Source organism: Flavihumibacter stibioxidans, assembly GCF_014332695.1.
GTDB lineage: Bacteria > Bacteroidota > Bacteroidia > Chitinophagales > Chitinophagaceae > Flavihumibacter > Flavihumibacter stibioxidans.
Map to the genome: position 1 here is coordinate 221422 of NZ_MBUA01000012.1, position 19641 is coordinate 241062.

Annotated in this window: 19 protein-coding genes; 1 reads left to right on the plus strand and 18 read right to left on the minus strand. The window is 48.2% G+C overall.

Translation table 11 applies throughout. The annotated features are described in order from the left end of the window. Positions 1 to 29 precede the first annotated feature (29 nt). Together BC349_RS08050 and rsmA are read right to left on the minus strand one after the other, a co-directional pair. On the minus strand, positions 30 to 962 hold the full coding sequence (locus BC349_RS08050; protein WP_222840120.1) for an NAD(P)-dependent oxidoreductase: 933 nt from the start codon (positions 960 to 962) through the stop codon (positions 30 to 32). Continuing rightward, a complete protein-coding gene (rsmA, locus tag BC349_RS08055) occupies positions 962 to 1717 on the minus strand; it encodes a 16S rRNA (adenine(1518)-N(6)/adenine(1519)-N(6))-dimethyltransferase RsmA (protein WP_187256240.1) in 756 nt (251 codons plus the stop codon). The genes BC349_RS08050 and rsmA overlap by 1 nt, the downstream gene beginning before the upstream one ends. A gap of 71 nt (positions 1718 to 1788) precedes the next feature. Between rsmA and pdxA the strand changes: the two genes are divergently transcribed. Then, positions 1789 to 2889 carry a 4-hydroxythreonine-4-phosphate dehydrogenase PdxA gene (pdxA, locus tag BC349_RS08060; protein WP_187256241.1) on the plus strand — a complete coding sequence of 367 codons (1101 nt, stop codon included), beginning with the start codon at positions 1789 to 1791 and terminating at the stop codon, positions 2887 to 2889. Between the two features lie 63 nt (positions 2890 to 2952). Here the strand turns inward: pdxA and BC349_RS08065 are convergent, their stop codons facing one another. From BC349_RS08065 to BC349_RS08140, 16 genes are all read right to left on the minus strand, one after another. Beyond that, positions 2953 to 3642, minus strand: a complete 690-nt coding sequence (locus BC349_RS08065; protein WP_187256242.1) for a LolA family protein — start codon at positions 3640 to 3642, stop codon at positions 2953 to 2955. Between the two features lies 1 nt (position 3643). Continuing rightward, positions 3644 to 4483, minus strand: a complete 840-nt coding sequence (locus tag BC349_RS08070) for an ABC transporter permease (RefSeq protein ID WP_187256243.1) — start codon at positions 4481 to 4483, stop codon at positions 3644 to 3646. Next, complete coding sequence (locus BC349_RS08075; RefSeq protein WP_246456859.1) at positions 4461 to 5468, minus strand: ABC transporter ATP-binding protein; 1008 nt, start codon at positions 5466 to 5468, stop codon at positions 4461 to 4463. Before BC349_RS08075 ends, BC349_RS08070 begins: the two co-directional genes overlap by 23 nt. Beyond that, on the minus strand, positions 5465 to 5755 hold the full coding sequence (locus BC349_RS08080; protein WP_187256244.1) for a winged helix-turn-helix domain-containing protein: 291 nt from the start codon (positions 5753 to 5755) through the stop codon (positions 5465 to 5467). The genes BC349_RS08075 and BC349_RS08080 overlap by 4 nt, the downstream gene beginning before the upstream one ends. A 3-nt stretch (positions 5756 to 5758) precedes the next feature. Further along, complete coding sequence (locus BC349_RS08085; RefSeq protein ID WP_187256245.1) at positions 5759 to 6367, minus strand: hypothetical protein; 609 nt, start codon at positions 6365 to 6367, stop codon at positions 5759 to 5761. Positions 6368 to 6479: 112 nt separating this feature from the next. Then, a complete protein-coding gene (locus tag BC349_RS08090; protein ID WP_187256246.1) occupies positions 6480 to 7121 on the minus strand; it encodes a hypothetical protein in 642 nt (213 codons plus the stop codon). Between the two features lie 40 nt (positions 7122 to 7161). Continuing rightward, complete coding sequence (locus BC349_RS08095) at positions 7162 to 9393, minus strand: TonB-dependent receptor (RefSeq protein WP_343063674.1); 2232 nt, start codon at positions 9391 to 9393, stop codon at positions 7162 to 7164. Positions 9394 to 9531: 138 nt separating this feature from the next. Next, on the minus strand, positions 9532 to 9675 hold the full coding sequence (locus BC349_RS08100) for a hypothetical protein (RefSeq protein ID WP_187256247.1): 144 nt from the start codon (positions 9673 to 9675) through the stop codon (positions 9532 to 9534). Positions 9676 to 9838: 163 nt separating this feature from the next. Beyond that, on the minus strand, positions 9839 to 10951 hold the full coding sequence (locus BC349_RS08105) for a hypothetical protein (protein ID WP_187256248.1): 1113 nt from the start codon (positions 10949 to 10951) through the stop codon (positions 9839 to 9841). A gap of 331 nt (positions 10952 to 11282) precedes the next feature. Beyond that, positions 11283 to 12860 (minus strand): F0F1 ATP synthase subunit alpha, encoded by a 1578-nt coding sequence (atpA, locus tag BC349_RS08110; protein ID WP_187256249.1) that lies wholly within the window; start codon positions 12858 to 12860, stop codon positions 11283 to 11285. 30 nt (positions 12861 to 12890) lie between these two features. Continuing rightward, the gene (gene atpH, locus BC349_RS08115; RefSeq protein ID WP_187256250.1) at positions 12891 to 13454 is read right to left on the minus strand and encodes an ATP synthase F1 subunit delta; all 564 of its coding nucleotides are present in this window, start codon (positions 13452 to 13454) and stop codon (positions 12891 to 12893) included. A 25-nt stretch (positions 13455 to 13479) separates the two neighbouring features. Next, positions 13480 to 13983, minus strand: a complete 504-nt coding sequence (gene atpF / locus BC349_RS08120; RefSeq protein ID WP_187256251.1) for a F0F1 ATP synthase subunit B — start codon at positions 13981 to 13983, stop codon at positions 13480 to 13482. Positions 13984 to 14087: 104 nt separating this feature from the next. Beyond that, positions 14088 to 14336 carry an ATP synthase F0 subunit C gene (gene atpE, locus BC349_RS08125; RefSeq protein WP_039127029.1) on the minus strand — a complete coding sequence of 83 codons (249 nt, stop codon included), beginning with the start codon at positions 14334 to 14336 and terminating at the stop codon, positions 14088 to 14090. A gap of 42 nt (positions 14337 to 14378) precedes the next feature. Next, on the minus strand, positions 14379 to 15491 hold the full coding sequence (atpB, locus tag BC349_RS08130; protein ID WP_187256252.1) for a F0F1 ATP synthase subunit A: 1113 nt from the start codon (positions 15489 to 15491) through the stop codon (positions 14379 to 14381). 74 nt (positions 15492 to 15565) lie between these two features. After that, positions 15566 to 17344 (minus strand): ABC transporter ATP-binding protein, encoded by a 1779-nt coding sequence (locus BC349_RS08135; RefSeq protein ID WP_187256253.1) that lies wholly within the window; start codon positions 17342 to 17344, stop codon positions 15566 to 15568. 17 nt (positions 17345 to 17361) lie between these two features. Then, on the minus strand, positions 17362 to 19590 hold the full coding sequence (locus BC349_RS08140; protein ID WP_187256254.1) for a hypothetical protein: 2229 nt from the start codon (positions 19588 to 19590) through the stop codon (positions 17362 to 17364). Positions 19591 to 19641: the final 51 nt, after the last annotated feature.

The window sequence follows — 19641 nt, forward strand, 5'->3', positions numbered from 1 at the left end:
AAAATAATTTAATATTGATATTATAAATTTTACACATGTTTTGGACTTAGTTTTTCAATGACCACCTGGGCCATTTTCAAAAATGCCTCATGGGTATATCCGGCAATATGGGGTGTTACCAGTACATTAGGTTGCCGGCAAAGCCATTCCAGCTCTGCCTTTTCGGCTTCCGAATAAGTGTCCAGCTTCTCATTTTCCAGCACATCCAGTCCGGCTGCCGAAATTTTACCTCCGTCAAGCGCCCTGATCACCGCGCCTGTATCATGCACTTTACCCCGGCAGGTATTCAGGAATACGGGTTGCAGGGCCAGGCTGTTGAAAAAATCATCCCCCGCCATATGCCTGGTTTCCTGTGTCAGGGGTACATGAAAGCTGACCACATTGGAATAGCGCCCGATTTGTTCGAGGTTGGCTTCCTTTATATAATCCCTCCCGAAACCAAAACGAAATTTATCATATGCCAGAACGGTCACCCCAAAAGGCTCCAGGAGTCGTGCAAAAGCTGAGCCTGTATTTCCAAACCCGATGATTCCTACAGTCTTACCGCTCAGTTCTGTGCCCCTGTTGGCATCGCGGATCCATTTACCTTCTTTGACTTCAGCGGCACTGGTATGGAGCTTGTTCAGCAAAACCAGCAACATGCCCAGTTCATGTTCTGCAACAGCAATCCGGTTGCCCTCCGGACTGCTGACACATGTAATACCTTTGGATTCGGCATAATCCACATCTATCAGTTCCATACCGCTTCCCAGACGGCCAATCCATTTCAGGTCCGCTGCCGCATCTATGATCACCCGGTCAATTTTCAGCCTGGTGGTTACAACCAACCCTACTGCATCTTTTATTTCATCCTTCAACTCATCATAAGTGATGGCAGGCAGGTAGGAAACGGTAAAACCTTTCTCTTCCAGGTGTTCCTTCATCCATGGATGCACTTTTGCTGTTATCAGCACTTTAGACATTATCCGTTCATTTTAAAGGTTAATTCAGCGAACTGCTCCACTGTGAGTTGCTCGGCTCTCTGGTTAAAAAACTCATCCGCCAGTATTTCCGGCGGAAACAACCCCCTTACCGCATTCCTTAGTGTTTTGCGGCGCTGGTTAAACGCAGTTTTCACCAGAAGGGTGAAAGCTTTTCGGCTGCGCATGACTGGTATATCCTTTCGGGGCAGCAGCCTGATCACCCCGCTCATTACCTTAGGTGGGGGATTAAAACATCCGGGAGGTACATCAAACAGGTATTCCACCCTGTAAAAAGCCTGTACCAATACGCTCATCACACCATATACCTTGTTGCCTGATGCAGCAGCGACCCTCTGCGCCACTTCTTTCTGGAACATGCCGATCACCGCTTCCACCTGTTCACCCCAGTCAAGCACCTTGAATAATATCTGAGTGGATATATTGTAGGGGAAGTTTCCCACCACGGTGAATGGCTGGTCAAACGGAGGATCTATTTCCAGGAAACTTCGATGGATGAGTTTTCCTTTAATGGAAGGGTAGGTTCTTTCCAGGTATTCCACCTTTTCCATATCCAGTTCCACCGCCTTAAAATCAATTCCTTCCAGTTCAAGCAGGTATTTGGTCAGTGCGCCGCCACCCGGACCCACTTCCAGCAGGCGATCAAAGGGATATTCCTGCAATGCCGATACAATCTTCCTGCAGATATTTTCATCGCGCAGAAAATGTTGTCCGAGTGATTTTTTCAATGTGTACATCGGCAGCAAAAATACAGTATTGCCGGCGCCCCCTGAATATTGTATTTTTACCCTTTATAACTACAGATAACATGCAAACTTCCCCGGAATATACCCGCCCGGTTATTGGCATCAGCTGCGGCGACCTGAATGGGATCGGCCTCGAACTGATTATCAAAACCGTCAGCAACAGCCGCCTGCTTGAAATATGCACCCCCATCATATTTGCTTCCAATAAGGCGGTCAATTTTTACCGCAAATCCATGCCGGAAAGTAATTTCAATGTCCAGAACATCAAGGATTTCACCCGGATCAACCCTAAACAGGTGAATATCTTCAACTGTTGGGAAGAAGAGGTTGCGATCACTCCCGGCCAACTGACTGATACCGGTGGGCAGTATGCGATCCTTTCACTGACCACGGCTGTCCAGGCATTAAAGGACGGACAAATCCAGGGTCTGGTTACCGCACCGATCCATAAAAAGAATACCCATACGGAGGCCTTTCCCTATACCGGCCATACACCTTACCTGAAAGATACTTTTGGGGCAAAGGAAGTAGTCATGCTGATGGTGGCATCCAATATGAAAGTGGCCCTGCTCACCGAACATGTGCCTGTCAATGAAATCGCCCCCCATATCACCAAACAGAATATTGTGTCCAAGCTTAAGATGGTAGAAGAAAGCATGGTCCGCGATTTTGGTATCGATAAGCCTAAAATAGCGGTACTTGGTCTGAATCCCCATGCCGGTGATGAAGGATTGATCGGCAATGAAGAAGAAAATATCATCAGGCCGGCCATCAGGGAATTCAAGCAACAGGGCCGCAGCATAGTGCAGGGACCTTTTTCTGCCGATGCTTTTTTTGCCAGGGGCTACCACGAGCGGTTTGATGCCGTCCTGGCCATGTACCACGACCAGGGACTTATCCCATTCAAGTCGCTGGCGCACGGCGAAGGCGTGAATTTCACAGCCGGACTTCCCGTGGTGCGGACCTCCCCCGACCATGGCACTGCATTTGATATCGCCGGAAAAAACAAAGCAGACGAGAGTTCCATGTACAGCGCCATTTTCACCTGCGTAGACATTATTCGCCAGAGAATGGAATTCACCGAGAACAGGAAGAACCCCCTGAAAAAGGTAACCAACCGCCTGCTGGCCAATGCGGTTGACGAAAGAATTGACCTCGAATAAATTTAATGCGTCTGACGCGCGTCTGACATACGTCTGACGTACGTCAGACGCGCGTCAGACGCATTAAAAAAAGGAGGCGGGAATTCCCTTGTTTATTTCATAGCGGGAATATATGATTGAAATCCTGCCTTTGCCATCGCCGGCTGGTTTTTGAGCGGCGGCCTTTTTGCTGCCTTCATATTCCATCGTCACCCCCTTTGGCAGTTTGTACGTATTGGTATTGAAGACAAACAACACTTTATCCGGCAATCCCCATGCAGCATACCTGCCATATTCCAGGTTAGTCTCGTAAGTACCATTCTCCCTGGTGGTGGTGGTGGAACGATATACCAGCCCACTAGACTCCTCCACCAAGAGCGTTGTCAGCACCATATCACTGCTTTCAGTAACAGGCAATAATTTTAAAACAGCCAGTTTTCTCTTCTCAACAGTAACATAACCACCCGGCACAGCAACAAAATCCTTTCCTGAAATAAGTGAATTCAGGCTTACACTGGTTCCTCCTTTGGGGAGTATGGACACCCCATTTTCCTTTACAATCTTGAACTGGTCGGGAAACCGGAAATAAACCTTCACTTTGGAATCAGGTATATTCATGAAACTAACATTCGTGATCAGCCGGGCGTCCCCTTTGTAATCTTTTACTTTCTGCAGCTTCTCTTTCACTTTTATCAATAATGCATTGGCATCCTGGGCGGAAACATCCAGCACAGCGCAACACACCATCAGCAATATCAGGACTCTTGTTTTCATATCAGGACAAAATATCTTTTCTGTTAAATACAAATATTGAAACACCCAGCAGTGCCACAATATGCAACACCAGGATCAGGGCGGATTCGACTACGGGCTCCCAGGAAACCGGGGAATCAAAAAAACCTTTCCACCCGATCATATGCGTGGTAAACAGATAAGGTTTGATGGCATTAAAAATGGGAATATCCAAGGTTGATAATATAGTAAATACTATGATCACACTCATGGTGGAAACGATCGGTCCGATGGAATTCTCGGCATAGATGGAAAGGAGAAATGCAAGGGCCGCCACGGTAGTCATAGCAATGGCGGCGAATCCGAAAGCTGCAAAGTAGCGCCACAGGACGTCAGCCTTGTCCAGCAATACAACCTCTTCACTTTTCAGTATCATCAGGTCGCCGGTACCGAAGATTATAACAGATACCAGTAAAGACAGGAAAGCCATCCAGACCAGCAGACCAAGGGTATACACGACAGAGGCTGCGAACTTCGCCAGCAGGAGCCTGGTGCGGCTTACCGGTTTTGTGATCAGCAGACGCAGGGTTCCCATATTGGCTTCACCCGCCACCTGGTCGCCGGCAACCAGTGCGATCAGAAGTGGCACATGAATCAGCAGGGTCTGAAGAATAATATAACAAACGAGGTAACCATTCAGCACTTTTCCCCGGATATCAAAAGTCTGGCTGATCGATTGCAGCCCGAAATCCATGTAATTGTTCCCATCCACATAGAACGCCAGCAGGATCAGCACCACTATTGCGCCGATGGCAGCAAAGCTGATATAGGTTCGCGGACGGCTGAAAATCTTGTATAACTCAATGCTTAAAAGAGGCCACATGTTGCTTTCCTGAGGTTAGGGATAAAAAATATTCTTCCAGCGAATTGGCAGAACGGATGGATAACAGCCCCACCCCCTGTTGCACCAGTTCACTTGCAAGTGCAGGCACTTTGTCGGGTGACATGATCACTATGAGTTCCCCGTCCGGTCCCTGCTCCATGAAAGGCTTCCATTCTGACTGCTGCAGCAATTGCCAGGCCCTTCCGGGTTGTTCAACTTTTATGTGTATGCGGCTGTTGGAAGGCTTGAACAATTCTGCCACGCCCCCTTCCACCATCTTGCGGCCTTTGTCAATAATGATCATACGCGTGGCCACCTGTTCAATTTCAGAGAGCAGGTGAGAGGACACCAATACTGTTTTACCCATTTCGCGGCTCAGACGCAGGATAAGATTGCGCATATCCGCAATACCCTGGGGATCGAGTCCGTTGGTGGGTTCATCCAGTATAACAAGGTCGGGATCATGCACCAGTGCAACGGCAATGCCTAAGCGCTGTTTCATACCCTGCGAATATGTACGGACCTTGCCATCAGCTCTTTCAGCCAGTCCAACCATTTCGAGTTGCTCCATCAATTGTTTCCTGCCAGGCCTGATTCCGCTCATCCGGGCGAAGATCGACAGGTTATCAATGGCACTCAGGTATTTATAGAGATCCGGCCGCTCAATCACCGCCCCCACCCTTCGCAGGATTTCGAAGCGATGCTTTTGCAGGTCCATTCCGAAAAGACTGATCTCACCGGATGTTGGTTTGATCAGGGAAAGCAGCATCCGTATAGAAGTGGATTTGCCGGCTCCGTTCTGCCCAAGGAAACCATACACATCAGCAGGGTAAACAGTAAAGGAGAGATCATCCACTGCCACCAGGTCATCAAATCGTTTTACCAGGTTCTTAACTTCTATGAGGGGCGTCATGCCGGTGAAATTGGTTGGATTAATAACAGCAGCCGGGTCAGAAAGTTCAGCGGGTGCAATCCTTTCACTCATTGACCTGCCTTCAGGTAGGTTTGCAGATTGGCCACATATTCCTCGAAGGCCTTTATTCCAGTTGGTGTGATCTTACAGATGGTCTGGGGATAATTATCCCGGAATTGTTTTATAATGTCAATATAGCCGGCATCCTTCAGTTTATTGAGTTGCACACTGAGGTTACCGGCTGTTGCGTTGGTTTTTTCCCTGATAAAGGTAAACTCCGCCTCCCTTACACTGATAAGAAGTGACACTACTGCCAGTCGCAGGGGAGTATGCAATATGGGATCGAGTTCTTTAAACATTCATCAGGATCTCCTCTTTTTTGATTGCAGGAAAAGCAGGTATCCGGGCACCAGGTAACCCAGCAGGATGGCAATGGCGCCGATCAGCATTTCATATTTCATGTCGGATACCCTGAACATCAGTATGCCGGCCAGCCAGTTCAGGACTGCGCCAATGATCAGGGGCCTGAACTTGAGTGCCGAACCGTGGATATACATCCAGAACGCATAAAGTATATAAAAGAAGCCCCAGAAATCAATATCACCCGGGTCAGTTGTATAGGCAAAATAAATATTGATACCGGCAATCATGGACAGGAGACTGGCAAAAAAACCAATCCCGATCCTGTCCAGCAGGTCCTGGGCATAAGTCAGGTTTTTCTTATGCGTCCTTTTTCGCAGGGCACTTAACACCATCAGCACTATACCAACGGGGAGTGCCAGGTTCCACAGCCAGTAACTCCCTTTCCACCGGAATTCCATTGACAGGTAGGTGCCAAATGATGCGACAAACAATACCCAGCCCCATACTCTCCAGCCAAGGCCATTGTCGTTGTGTTCATCCCTTGCAGTCTGAATCATATTTTGTATCAGCTCCAGGCTTTCGGATTCAGACATTTTCTTTTCTGCCATACACTTATTTTTTATACCTGCATTCAAATAATATTCAGGCAAAGTTCATGTCAGGCGCAACCATCGGTATATCCATGACCGCCGGCTCCGTCAGGGTCAATATTATTACTTCTTATTTACACTGCGACAAAAAGTATTGGGTAGCAGCCTTGCCCCAGGCAGGGTGCAATTGGGTTGCCGGTTTAAAACTATCGAACATTACCAGCGCTTTTTCAAATAAGGGAGCCGCTACGGTCTTTCCGCCTCCGAATTCAGCCGGAGTATAAAACTTTGATTGCCCTTCCAGGTAAACAGGCCGTGGATTTGTTGGATCCATCTGTTTGGCTTTTTCCAGATGGGAAGCGGATACCTGGCCAAACTGCATCCACCTTGTCTGTGGGTCCACCATCAGGCGTGCAGATGCGATCATGCTTTTGATCACATTGATCTCGCTGTTATCTGTTCCGGCAATGGTTTCCGATTTGGTGATAAGCGCCTCTGCCCTGTCTGCAAGCGCATCCACTTTTGATTTATCTTTTTCGGTAAAAGAATACATCACCTGGCAATAGGCGGCGTAATAATAGGGCAGCCACTGGTTTTTTTCAGCATCCCCGATCCGCTCAAAACTATTGGCGAGTTCCCCAAAACTCCCATTTTGCATGGCGCCATCCATTTTGGCAATCTGCTGCTGCATGGCAGTATTAAACTTTTCCGACTGAGCCAGCAGACCCATTGCCGGCAGTAAAAATGAAAGGACTAAAAAAAACTGTTTCATGTTTTATGGTTTAATTGTTATCTGACTTAGTTCACCACACTCACAAATTACTATTGATCACATCATCCGTCCTGTCAACACCAAAGCTGATGAAACATCCCAGGAAGAAAAACTGGTTGGCAGGCGGACGAACGGGTTGCCTGTTCAATCCGTTATAAGAGTAATTGTAATTATATACCTGTTTCTGGTTAAGTACATTGGTCACGGAGAAAACCCATACCGTGAATGCCCTGGCATTGGTTTTTCCTACTGAAGGCAGGTAGTTCAGGCTGAAGCTGAGATTATTGTAGGCAAGCGTCTTCCCCTGGTCGGCAATAAAATATTTGCCATCGTTCCCGTTGTACCTGATATTATAATATGGACGACCGGTTGCGAATGAATAGGAACCGTTGACCTGGGTCTTCCATTTGGAAATAAATTTCTTTACTACCAGGCTGGCCGTGTGGTTTGCGGCAAAATTAGGCTGCAGCGAATAAGGGTAATTCAGGTAGTCGCGCCTGGTATCAAGGAATGAATAGGAAACCCAGTAATCAACCCCCTTGATGCTTTTTCGGTCGCGCCAGAAAACCTCCGCACCTTTCGCATATCCGTTTCCGTTATTATTTATTCCGGGAAAGGTTTTAACAAGATCAGCATACTTTTTATAAAAAGCCTCGGCGCGGAAAGTATAACCGGCACTAATCTTCTGGTAATTGGCTATATAATGCACAGCCCGCGTATAATCGAGATCCGGGTTCATCATCAGCTGGTTGCGTTCGGGCTTCTGGTAAAAAATTCCGTAGGCAAGGGACAGCTGCCCTTTTTTTCCCAATTTATAGGCAAGGGATACACGTGGCGCCATATTGGCTCCTGACAATAAACTGGAATGTTCCCTCCGCGTGCCCAGTTTGGCAGCGATATTATTGGAAATGTAAATATCCGCTTCCGCAAACAAAGCTTTAAAATGATCGTTGACGATGGTGTGAACGGAAGCCGTATCACTAAACTTGACGACATCCCTGAAATAAAGGTATTCCCCGCCGAAACGGATCACACTCAGTCCGCCAAGCCGCCTGTCTATGACCGTTTTCACCTGCGCCAAACCTGACCGGATGCGTCCGTCAAAATTTTTATTCCTGAAAGGAATCCGGTTGATGTCAACGGCCTGGTTTGATTGGTCCTGTAAACGGTTGCCAATGTCATCGAGGTTGTTACTATAGGATGCTCCCAGGTATAGTTTCCATTGTTTTCCCAGTTTTTCTTTCCAGGAGAGATTGCCGTACACGTTATAATTGGAAAGCCTGAATGCATTTTTAAGGGAAGCAGAATCAATATCAGCAGTACGCAGCCCCAGCTGGCTCTGCTGGAAGGTTCCGTAGAATTTCAGGATTCCGGTTTTGGATGTTTTGATCCTGAAGTTCAGGTCCCCGTAATGAAAGGCCGGCACTTTGAAATAATCCGGCCGCTGCTTAACCAGTTCAAAATATGGAAGCAGGTTGGTGTACCCGTAATTGGCTCCCCAACTGGCATTTTTCTGCTTGTTCAACTGCTGGTACCCACCGCTGATCCCCACAGTTGACAGGCCGAGACTTGCTGAACTTCTTTCCGGCAAATCGATGGTTTCCAGGATGAGGGCGCCAGACAATGCCTGCCCGTATAAAGCAGAGTAGCCTCCGGAACTAAATACGGTGCCTTTGAAAAGAAAGGGAGAGAACCGACCCCTCGATGCGATATCCGGGACTGAAGTAAAAAAGAAATTATTCACCAGCGTACCATCAATAAAAACCCTGGCCTCTTCACCGCTGCCACCCCTCACAAACAAACCCTCCTTTTCTCCCACCTGCTGGGTACCGGGAAGGGTCCGGATGGCGGCGGTAACATCTGCATTGGCACTGGCAGTAGTAACTATATCAATGGAGTTCAGTACAGTTGTACGTTTGGAATCGCTGGCCTCAAAACTGCCTGCTGTTACCACCACGGCCTTCAGTTCATTGGGCTCTTCCCGCAATACCAGGTTAAGCGCCACAGGCTGCCCATTCAATTCAATCAGCTTTTCAAGGGGATGATACCCGATGCAGGTAATCACCAAAAGCTTCTGGCCGGTTTCACCTGTGCTAAACCTGAATAATCCGGCCGAATCACTGGTGGCCCCATCATAACTATCTTTTATGCTGATGCTGGCCCCAGGTACCGGCTTCCCCCTGTTGTCGAGGAGTTTGCCGGAAACAGACACCTGGCTCATAAGGCTACCCGCTAAAGCTGAAAGCAGAAATAAAAGGATAAGGCTTCTCACAACTGTAAATTTGAAGCAAACATAAACTAGTTTATGTTATAAACCTAATTTTATTTAAATATGAGGCCCGGCTAAGAATAGCCAGGCCTTGTTGATCGTACCCTTTAAAACTATACAATCTTGAATATGATATCCCGGTTACAGCAGACTGATGGTTACAATAAGCCAGATGGCTGCCAGTATGGAAATGATGATCCATTTATTATAAAATGACTTCGGTGATGCCTGTAAGCGGCACTCATCGCCCGAATAATGCCTTTCATGTTGATCAGTTGTATGCACGGTATTAAGGTTTAGGTAAGGTTTCAAAAAAATAATCTCCCCGTTATTCTTCGGTTATACTTCTACGGTAGTACGCCGGTTTTCAATTTCAATCCTGGCAGTTCCTGCTACCATCCCTGCCATATTATTCAACAACTAAATCCATTTCTGACAGCTTTACCCCTTACAGTGATTCGGTACGAATTGCGTGTTGAACGGCATATTCATTCCTGCAACTCATCCTGACCAGGTACCCTCCCGCCGGCAGATCAAACATTTCTGCACTCAGCCTGCGGGCGGCCTCATGCTCTGTGATTTTACGGATGATCTCACCATTGGATCTGTAAAAATCAATGGTCACTTCCTGGGCAACCCATGATGCAGGAATAGTGATCTTCAGGCTGTCCTGCACATAAACCGATTCCACCTCAATGGCAACCTGGCGAAGCCCTTCAGCGGCCTTACTGTTTTTATCCATTTTCGATCCTTCTCCAGCATTTGAATTGACCAGATGCAATCCGTCGAGGACACTGTTATCAGTAACAGGACTAAAAGCCGTTGTCATATCAGGTAAGTGCTGGCTGAATACGATATTGAACATACTGGTTCCGGCCCAGATATTCATCTTACTGTTCACCCCAAACTTCAGCTGTATCGATTCAACTTCCCGGCTAACGAAAGTTATATTTTCAAACTGCCGGAGCAGGCTTTCTTTGGTCTCCACTCCCCATTTATTCTCTACCCTGAATGCCTGGCCGCTTTTTGCCACCACCAGGTTTTCATTTTGTGATTCAAAGACAACCTGGCTGCTTTTGCCAATATTACACTCAGCAAATTCCTGTGCGTCACCGAAACCTTTTAGTCCACCCAGTGAAGCTGCCAGTTGCTGAAAACGAATAAGCTGTTTCCCTGCAGCACCTGTACCAGCGGGAACAAAGGAAAAACTGAACGATACTGAGGAAGCCCCGATGGTATTATTATGTTCCACCACAGGTTGAAAAGCTTTTTCGTTACCCGGAGTGGAAGCATCAATATTTTTCAGCACCACACCCTGGGAAATGGCATCAATCCTGACGATACAATCAGTAAGTGAAACACCTTCCCTGTTGGTTACAACAGCTGGAAAAAGGTATTCGGCACCTACTTTTCCGTCTTCGCCGGAAACCAGGGTGGCTTTTTTAAATGATAATTGGGATTGGGCGGCCAGCAGCTGTACAGCAGACAGGCCTAACAGGAGAAACAATGTTTTTACACCGAAGACGGCGCTTAAACGGGTTTGGGGGTACGCTTTGGACATAACTATGGGTATGAAATCTAACAATGCCCATAGGTATTGGAATACGAATTAATGATTCAAAGGAAATTGGAAGGAGGTAATAGGATCATCAGAAAGCGTAATTCGAGAGGAGCTTTGGATTGTGTCGAACAAAACAAAGATTAAAAGCATTTTTCAAACTTGCAAGTGTTTGGCGGATTTTTTCGCCGAATGGAACTTTATGGAAGAAAGTTGAGCGTAGGAATTTAGTAAATAAGGAATAAAAGAAAACAGGTCAACAAGCGCCGGGTTACCCCATTCACTCATTGACCCATTCACCATTCACTATTCACCATTGACTATTCACCATTGACTATCGATATTGCGCCATCACTCCCTTTGCCAGCTCAATCATTTTGTTGATGCCGTCCTCAGGCAGGTTGCCCTTTTTGAATTCAGCCAGCACATTGGGCAGTTTGCTTTCCATTTCGATGAGGAACTGCTCTTCAAACTCCTTTACCTTTTTAACAGGAACGTCGCGCAACAGACCCTGTGTACCCAGGTAAATCATCGCTACCTGCTTTTCAACAGGGTAGGGAGAATATTGTGCCTGCTTCAGGATTTCCACGTTACGGGCACCTTTATCCAATACCAGCTTGGTAGCGGCATCGAGGTCACCACCAAATTTGGAGAAGGCTTCCATTTCACGGTACAGGGCCTGGTCAAGTTTCAGGGTACCAGCCACCTTTTTCATGGATTTGATCTGGGCGTTACCACCTACACGGCTAACCGAAATACCCACGTTGATCGCAGGACGGATACCGGCGTTGAACAGGTTGCCTTCCAGGAAGATCTGTCCGTCGGTAATGGAGATCACGTTGGTGGGAATATAGGCAGATACGTCACCAGCCTGTGTTTCAATGATCGGCAGGGCAGTCAGTGAACCACCACCTTTCACGAGATGTTTGATGCTCTCAGGGAGGTCGTTCATGTTGCGGGCTACTTCATCCTTGCCAATGATCTTGGCGGCACGCTCGAGCAGACGACTGTGCAGGTAGAACACGTCACCGGGGTAAGCTTCACGACCGGGCGGACGACGCAGCAACAGGGAAACCTCACGATAGGCTACGGCCTGCTTGGACAGATCATCATAAATGATCAGGGCAGGACGACCGGTATCGCGGAAGAATTCACCCAGTGCAGCACCTGCAAATGGAGCATAGAACTGCAGCGGAGCAGGATCAGATGCTGATGCCGCAACGATGGTAGTGTACTCCATGGCACCGTTGTCTTCCAGGGTCTTCATCACACCGGCAATGGTGGATGCTTTCTGGCCAATAGCCACATAAATACAATATACAGGCTTGCCTGCCTTGAAGAATTCTTTCTGGTTGATGATGGTATCTACCGCAATGGCCGTTTTACCGGTCTGGCGGTCACCAATGATCAATTCACGCTGTCCGCGACCGATGGGAATCATTGCGTCAATCGCTTTGATACCGGTCTGCAGCGGCTCTTTTACCGGCTCACGGAAGATAACACCGGGGGCTTTACGCTCCAGTGGCATTTCATAGAGGTCACCCTGGATCGGACCCTTTCCATCGATGGGTTCGCCGAGGGTATTGATCACACGGCCAGCCAGGCCATCCCCTACTTTAATAGAGGCAATCTTACCGGTTCTTTTTACTTTATCTCCTTCCTTGATCTCAGAAGATTCACCCATCAATACCACACCCACGTTGTCTTCTTCGAGGTTCAGTGCAATCGCTTTTACGCCATTGGCAAATTCAACCAGCTCACCTGCGCGCACATTGCTCAGGCCGTATACACGGGCAATACCATCACCCACCTGCAAAACGGTACCCACTTCTTCCAGGTCGGCGGAAGTGTTGAAGTTGCTCAGCTGCTGGCGCAGTATCGCTGATATTTCATCTGGTTTAATGTCTACCATACAATGTTTATTTAGACGGTTTATTTTTTCTTATCTGATTTTCTGAATGTACATGTTCTCTACGAACTGCTTTTTAATCAAATGCAGATCGTGACGGATACTGGCATCATATAACTGGTCACCCAGTTGTACTACAAATCCACCCAGGATATTTTCATCCACAGATTCACGCACCTCCATTGTTTTTCCTTTGTAACGATCCAGCTGCTGGAAATTATTCTTCACAATATTCTTCACCTCTTCAGAAACAGGAACGGCAGTAGTCAGTTCAATGATCTCGATACCCTTCAGTTCCCTGTAGGATGCATCAAATGCATCCAGGATATCAACCATTGCCACCTCCCTTCCTTTGGCGAACAGGAGGTTGAAGAAGGATTCCGTGAGGGAAGTTACTTTCCCGCTGAAAATGGCTTTGAAGATGGAAACCTTCTTGTCGTGCTTGATAACCGGACTCATCAGAATCTGGTTCAGTTCACCTGTAACAGCCTTCCTGATGGTATCCACATCATTCTTGACTGCTTCCACCTGATTGGTTTCCACAGCCATGTCCATCAGGGCTTTTGAGTATCTTTTGGCAACACGTGTATTGCGCATAGGTTGATGCTTCTTGTTAAATCAATTAATTCTTTCCGATAGTTCCCAGGTCGTTGGCCAGTGTGCGGATATAGTTCTCCTGCTCTGACTTGCTGGCCAGCTCGCGGCGGATAACCTTCTCCGTTACTTCGATCACCATGTTGCCTATGCTGTTCTTCACATCAGTAAGCGCGGCATTCTTTTGCTGCTCTATTGAAGCCTGTGCATCAGACATGATCTTTCCGGCTTCAACCTTTGCCTGTTCTTTCGCCTCGTTAACGATCTTATCCTTCAGCTCTTTTGCTTCTTTCAGCATCTGGGAACGCTCTTCACGGGCTTTCACCATCAGGGCTTCATTCTCGCTCTTCATCTGGGCCATTTCCACCTTCACTTTTTCTGCAGCCGCAATGGAATCGGCAATGTTCTTCTCACGCTCGGAAAGGGTGGACAGGATGGGCTTCCAGGCAAATTTTTTCAGGATGAAAAACACAATCAGGAATGCAACCAGGGTCCAAACGAAATAGCCCAACGCAGGCATTAATAATTCCATCTTATTAAATTAAATAGTCAATGTTTTTTGTTGATAAACACAAAGCTTAAAGTAGCTGCACCCTCGGCCCTTTGCTCCGGATGCAGCACTAAGTTGATCGTGGCTTACTTGGTCAGTACAGCCAGCAGACCCGCGATTACAGCGAAAAGGGCAACACCCTCGATGAACGCTGCAGTCAGGATCATGTTACCACGAATGTCGTTAGCAGCTTCAGGCTGACGGGCGATAGATTCAACCGCACCTTTACCGATCTGACCGATACCGATACCGGCACCGATAGCAGCAAGTCCGGCTCCGATTGCACCACCCAACTGTGCCTGGCCTACTTCCAACAGGATGTTCATGATTGACATACAATTTGTGTTTTGTGTTTATAAAAAGTCTTTCTGTTAGTATTAATGTGCTTTCGCTGTTTCATGACCGTGAGCCTCATCATGGTGGTGTTCGCCTTCAAAAGCCTGGCCGATGAATACCGCCGTCAGGTTGGTAAAGATGAATGCCTGGATGAAAGCAACCAGTACTTCAATTACATAAATGAAAACGGAAAAAGCAATGGAAACGGGTGAAAATCCCCATCCTGCCACTGTACTCATCTGACCGAATATGAAGATCAGTGAAACAAAGCTCAGGATCACAATGTGGCCGGCTGTCATGTTCGCGAAAAGACGTATCATGAGGGCAGCGGGCTTGATGAACACACCCAGCAATTCAACCGGAATCAGGATCAGCTTTACCAGGAACGGAACCCCCGGAGGCCAGAAAATATGACCCCAGAAATGGCCATTGGTACTGAACAGGATTACCACCAGCGATACCAGGGCCAGCAGCGCAGTAAAGGCGATATTTCCTGTTACGTTGGCCGCACCCGGAATCAGTCCGAATATGTTGTTGATCAGGATGAAGAAGAAAACAGTCAGCAGGTAAGGCAGGTATTTCTGGTATTTATGTCCCAGGTTGGGCCTTGCTACTTCATCGCGAACGAAAGTGATCACCGGCTCAATGGCATTCTGCAATCCGCTTGGCGCCTTTTTGGCTCCGTTGGCGGTATATTTTCTGGCAATGCCGGTCATGATCAGGATCAGGGTGATCACCGCCAGCAGCATCTGCACTACGTTCTTGGTCATGGAGAAATCATATACTTGCACGCTCTCATCTGCCGTACCATCTTCTTTTACCGCCACGATATGACCATGGTCGAGTTTATAGCCGTTATAAGCCTGCTCTCCATGATGGAAATGACCAGATGAGAAAATACTTAGTCCGCGCTCAGGTGAATAAAGAATCACCGGCAAAGGCAGGGTTACATGGGTATGGCCGAAAGTGAAAAAATGCCACTCATGCGCATCGGCAATGTGGTGCAGGATGGCTTCCCCGGCATTGAATTCTGCTGCCTGGGCTTCACCCTGGCCGCCTTCGCCTCCTTCATTGGCCTGAACAGCCGTTCCGAAAACCAATAAAACAGCGCTGAAAGCCGCTACCAGTAAAGATTTGACGCTTATCCGTGCCATGCAGGTCCTAAATTTTGCGCAAAGATAGGGAGGAAAGGGGGAATTATTCAAATGTCGAAAGAGAAAAAACCGCGTCAGTTTTTAACTTCTTCAAATTGGCTTTGGTACAGGGAATAATAATACCCTTCCTTTGCTATCAGCTCCTCGTGTGTGCCGATTTCCCGGATTTCGCCTTTATCTAAAACAATGATTTTGTGCGCTTTACGAATCGTACTTAGACGATGGGCTATGACAATGGAAGTCCGGCCCGATATCAGGGTATCAATCGCATGCTGGATCAGGTGCTCACTTTCGGTGTCCACGCTGGAAGTGGCTTCATCCAGGATCAGAATGGAGGGATCATACAGCAGGGCCCGGATAAAGGATAGCAGTTGCCGCTGCCCCAGCGAAAGGGTACTGCCCCTTTCCATAACTTTATAGTCGTAACCACCGGGCAGGGACATGATGAATTCGTGCACACCTATCAGTTCGGCGGCCCTTACGACCTGTTCACGGCTGATGGCCGGGTTGCGGAGGGTGATATTATCCAGAACAGACCCGGAAAACAGGAACACATCCTGCAGTACCACACCCGTCTGGCGGCGCAGCGCATCCAGTTTATAGTCTCCGATGGGAACCCCGTCTATGCGGATCTCTCCCTTCTTGATATGGTAAAGGCGGTTAATCAGGCTGATAATGGATGTCTTGCCGCTGCCGGTATGCCCCACCAATGCAACCGTTTCACCCGGTTCCACCGTAAAATTCACGTCCCTCAGCACATACTGGTCTTCGTTATAGCCAAACCATACATGGTCGAATTCAATTTTTCCGGCTACTTTTTCCGGGGCAAAACTGCCTTCCTCGCTGATATAATCCTCGTTATCAATCACCTTGAATACCCTTTCACTGGCCACCATGCCCATCTGAAGTACGTTGAACTTATCGGCGATCACACGCAGCGGACGGAATAGCAGGTTCAGATACAGGTTGAAGGCAATGATCTTTCCCGCCATGCCTGCGGCTTCTTCCTCCGGCAATTGCATAGCCTTGCTGGCAGCCCACCAGACCAGCAATCCGGTTGAAACAGCCAGTACTATTTCCACCACGGGGAAAAACACGCTGTAAGCGAAGATGGCATTGACGTTGGCATTACGGTGCTCACGGTTGATCTTCCTGAACTTGTTGAACTCCCTTTCCTCCGCCGAAAAGGCCTGAACCACCTGGATTCCGGTAATATGTTCCTGCACAAATGCATTGAGTGCCGCCACAGCATTACGCACCCTGATAAAAGAGCGGTTCACACTTTCCTTAAATACATAGGTTGCCAGGATCAGGAAGGGAAACGGGGCCAGGCAGATCAATGCCAGTTTCCAATCGACCCAGAACATCACAAACAGAATGGAGATGATGGACAGCAGGTCGGCAATGATCGGGATCAGGCCGTCAGCAAAGACGTCGTTTACCGATTCGATATCGTTAATGGTGCGCGTGGTGAGTGTACCGATGGGCGTTTTGTCAAACTGTGACAGGTTCAACCCGATCACTTTATTGAAAACGGTCACGCGCAGGTTCTTCACCACGGTTTGCCCGAGCCAGGCAGTAATAAAGGAGAAGAAAAACCGGAAGACCGTTTCAATGATCAGGAAAACAAACTGGATGAGGGTGATACGGACCACCCAGTCGAGCAACCCGTTCCTGATATAATTATTGACAGTAATCTGGATGAGATATGGCCGCAGCGGTGACACTACCGCCAGCAGTATTGCCAGTGCCAGCGAGAGAAATACTTTCCGCTTGTAGGGCGCCGCCAGCCGGAAAACCCTTTTCAGTAAGGCAAAATCAAAAATCTTTTTGTTCGGTGAAGCAGGAGCCATTGCGCAAATATAGTGTGTCACTCCTCTTCTTCCTCTACACCGCGGTAGGCCTTGATAAAAATGGCGCCAAGGTTTTTGTATGGTGGTATATAATCGTCAAATCTTTCCTTGCTTTCACCTGTAAACAACTTGCCCAGCTCCGTCCACATCGGCATCCAGTCGATGCTGGCACCGTTCCGCAAGCTGCTGTTGATGGCATTGAGGATGGGTTCATTCACCGTGCGGGTGCCTATCTGCTTGGAAGAAATGATATGGGCGTCGGAACTGATGGTCAGCACATCATTCAGGTTATTGTAACCGCCACAGGAGCCGAGGATCACAATCCGGGCTGATGGCGTGATCTGGTTCAGGGATGATTTCACATGGTAACTGTGTCCGCGGTGGATATAAATCGTCGGTTGCAGGTTGTTTTTATCCAGGTATTCCTGCAATTTGGCCTGGGCTTTTGCATCGGGATCGTCTTCCCCATACAGTGGTTTATTGGCAAAAATCCAAACGGGTTTCCCTTTTGTGGATTTGATGGTTACAAAATCAGGGTTCTCTGTAATGCTCCAGTCTGGCTTGCCTTTGAACATGGTCATGAAATTCGCATAGGACATCTGTCCATCCTTGTCTTCATCCCCATAAAAGAAAACCTGCTGGATCACCCTGCCGGAGGAATCGGCCAGCCTTTCAAATGGTACGTTATAAACTGGTGGTATACCCAGGGCTTTTGAGAGGTCAACCCCGCCCGTGGAGTCTGCCGACTCAAACAAGGTCTTCTCAATCTGGTAAACCTTCTGGCCATTCAGGTCGCCGTTACGCTGGGTTCTTTCATAGTTCCAGCGGGCTTCGGCCAGCATATTGGCGGCCAGTGCCTTGTTCTTTTCATAAATACTGCTGTAGGCGTCGGCCACATCCACGGCGTCTTCCACATTGTTCAGGTCGGTGGTTTTTTCCAGGCCGAACATAAAGGACTTCATCAGTACGGTGGCGTTGGAATCAGGCATTAGTTTCAGCAGGGTATCCAGCTCATTATAAGCGGCAGCCATTTTAATGAACTTCCTGAAATAATCGAAGTTCATGGTCATGAACAGGCTGTCAGTGGGGGTTCCCTTCAGGCGCTGGATGATCCTTTTGAACACACCGCGGTAGCTGGAGGTATAGATCTCATCCTCACCCAGCACACAGAGATAATAAAGTTCCTGTGGCGACAGGGGATCGAGTACCCTGAATCGTACCGGATCAGGGGAATTGTGCAGGCCGTTGATCTGGCTGATGAAATACTGGCGTGCCTTGTTGTCCATCCGCTCCACAAGTGCCTTTCGCTCCATGGGGGTATCCTTCTGCAGCATCCTTTCGGTGTGTGAGAGGCGGGTTTTGACCATCAGCCGGTAATATTCAAGGTCGTTATCCTTAACTTTATCCACATCCTCAAACTTCAACCTGCCCCGGTAGATTTCGTCGATGAAAGGGAAATACAACTGGCCGCTGCGGCTGGACGCCATTTCGGCGATCACTTTAACCACGGAATCGGGATGGATGCGGATATAGCGGGCAAGGGCATCATTGGAAGCCGCGTAATCATAGACCTTGCGCGGGTCGCGGCGTGCTTCCGCCGCTATGAGACTATCCCTTTTGGGGTAGGAAAAATTCGTTTTGAGGAAAGGCATGGTCCGCTCGGGGTACAACTGCAGGTATTTCAGCTGGAGGATGTCCTTGCTGGCCGGAATTCCCCGGTTTTCGGGGTAAGAAAAACATTCCACCAGGATTTTTCCGACCCAGTAATGGCTGCCGGCCACCAGGGGATCAATCCCTTTATTCGCCCGGTCCAGTGCCAGGCCAGCCTCGTATGCTTTAACCATTTCCGGTGCAAGCGCCGGCGAGAAGGTGCGCGAGCGGGCTCCGGCGCCGAACTGGCGGGCCATGATCTCCAATCCTTTCAGGTATTTGATCTTTTCATTATCCTTCAGCAGGCTGTCGAGTTCAACCGATTCCTGTATGGCGTCGAGATGATCGATCAGCGCAAATTTCACCTGGTTATTGAAGGTCTCGTCTTTGGTAAGCGGTATATACCCCCGGATATGGGAACCCGGCTGCTGGTAAAGCTTCTTCTGTTCCCGGTCGATATTTTCATGGAAAATGACCCGGCTGCGTTCAACCTGGTAGGAAGGCACCGGCACTGCAGCATAGGCAGAGGCCGCTGTTTGGGATTTTACTCCCTGCGCGGTGAACGCAAGAAGGACAAAGGGTAACAGTTTCATCATAGATATATCAGCCTTATGTTCAAAGATACACAATGCAACAGAGGCATAACG